General features: G+C 29.2%; 3 protein-coding genes. All 3 read left to right on the top strand.

The annotated features are described in order from the left end of the window. Nucleotides 1-165 precede the first annotated feature (165 nt). Genes TCEL_RS12590 through TCEL_RS14450 form a run of 3 tightly spaced genes read left to right on the top strand, consistent with a single transcriptional unit; the run spans nt 166 to nt 1,052 of the window. On the top strand, nt 166-525 hold the full coding sequence (locus TCEL_RS12590) for a response regulator (protein ID WP_018666789.1): 360 nt from the start codon (nt 166-168) through the stop codon (nt 523-525). Nucleotides 526-537: 12 nt separating this feature from the next. Beyond that, nucleotides 538-732 (top strand): chemotaxis protein CheW, encoded by a 195-nt coding sequence (locus TCEL_RS12595; RefSeq protein WP_018666791.1) that lies wholly within the window; start codon nt 538-540, stop codon nt 730-732. Between the two features lie 35 nt (nt 733-767). Beyond that, nucleotides 768-1,052 (top strand): hypothetical protein, encoded by a 285-nt coding sequence (locus TCEL_RS14450; protein WP_423219079.1) that lies wholly within the window; start codon nt 768-770, stop codon nt 1,050-1,052. Nucleotides 1,053-1,128 lie beyond the last annotated feature (76 nt).

A 1,128-nucleotide genomic window follows, 5' to 3' on the forward strand; every position in this document is an offset into this window, starting at 1 on the left:
ACTTTCATTGACGCAGAACAGTATAGTGATCTAATTTTAGCTATTGATACAAAATTTATAATAGATAATAATGAAATAGCAGGTAACTTCTTTTTATACCAAAACCAGGTACATTCAATTTTATTTTGAAAAAACTAGGTTTATGTTAGTAAGGGAGGAATAAAAATGGCAAGAGTGTTAATAGTTGATGATGCTGCTTTTATGAGAATGATGTTAAAGGATATTTTAACAAAGAATGGTTATGAAGTTATAGGTGAAGCTCCAAATGGTGCAAAGGCAGTAGAAATATACAAAGCTGAAAGACCTGATGTTGTAACAATGGATATTACAATGCCAGAAATGGATGGTATTCAAGCAGTTAAAGAAATAAAGGCATTCGATCCTAATGCAAAAATCATAATGTGTTCAGCAATGGGGCAACAAGCTATGGTTATGGAAGCAATAAAATCTGGTGCAAGAGATTTTATTGTAAAACCTTTTCAACCAGAAAGAGTTTTAGAAGCATTAAAGAAGGTGCTCGGATAGGAGTTGATTATAATGCAAGTTGTTATATTTAACATAGGGAAAGAAAAATATGCCCTTGAAACAAGAATAGTTCATGGCATTGAAAAAATGATGAATATAACAAAAGTGCCAACAGCACCATATTACGTTAGTGGACTTGCAAATCTTAGAGGAAATATAATTTCTGTAATTGATTTAAAAAAATATTTAAATATAATATCCAATTAACAGCAAATTTAAGAACCTCTGTTCAAATTAAAGTTATATCAACAGAACAATTAACATACGAAGAATTTATACATTCTATACCTAACCCGACAATTTTAGTAACATATTTTTTAGAACCATTTAATGGTATATTTTTATTTGAAACTGGACCACAATTTGTTTTCCAAGTTATAGACATTTTATTTGGTGGTGAAGGTAAAGAATTAATAAAGGTTCGAGAATTTACGGAAATAGAAAAAAATATTATAAAGAAAATTAACATTAAACTAATTGAAAGTTTAAAACTTAGCATGGGAAGATGTAATAGACGTAGAACCTAGATTTGATTCACTAGAACAAATCCAGTTTTAAATACAATTTACTAGCGCCTAATGAACCTGTTGAACTTATAACCAT

It is taken from the genome of Thermobrachium celere DSM 8682 (assembly GCF_000430995.1).
Lineage (GTDB): Bacteria > Bacillota > Clostridia > Clostridiales > Caloramatoraceae > Thermobrachium > Thermobrachium celere.

Excerpts from the sequence above, each read along its gene's own strand:
- TCEL_RS12590 (WP_018666789.1), top strand. The coding sequence starts at position 166 with ATGGCAAGAGTGTTAATAGTTGATGATGCTGCTTTTATGAGAATGATG.
- TCEL_RS12595 (WP_018666791.1), top strand. The coding sequence starts at position 538 with ATGCAAGTTGTTATATTTAACATAGGGAAAGAAAAATATGCCCTTGAA.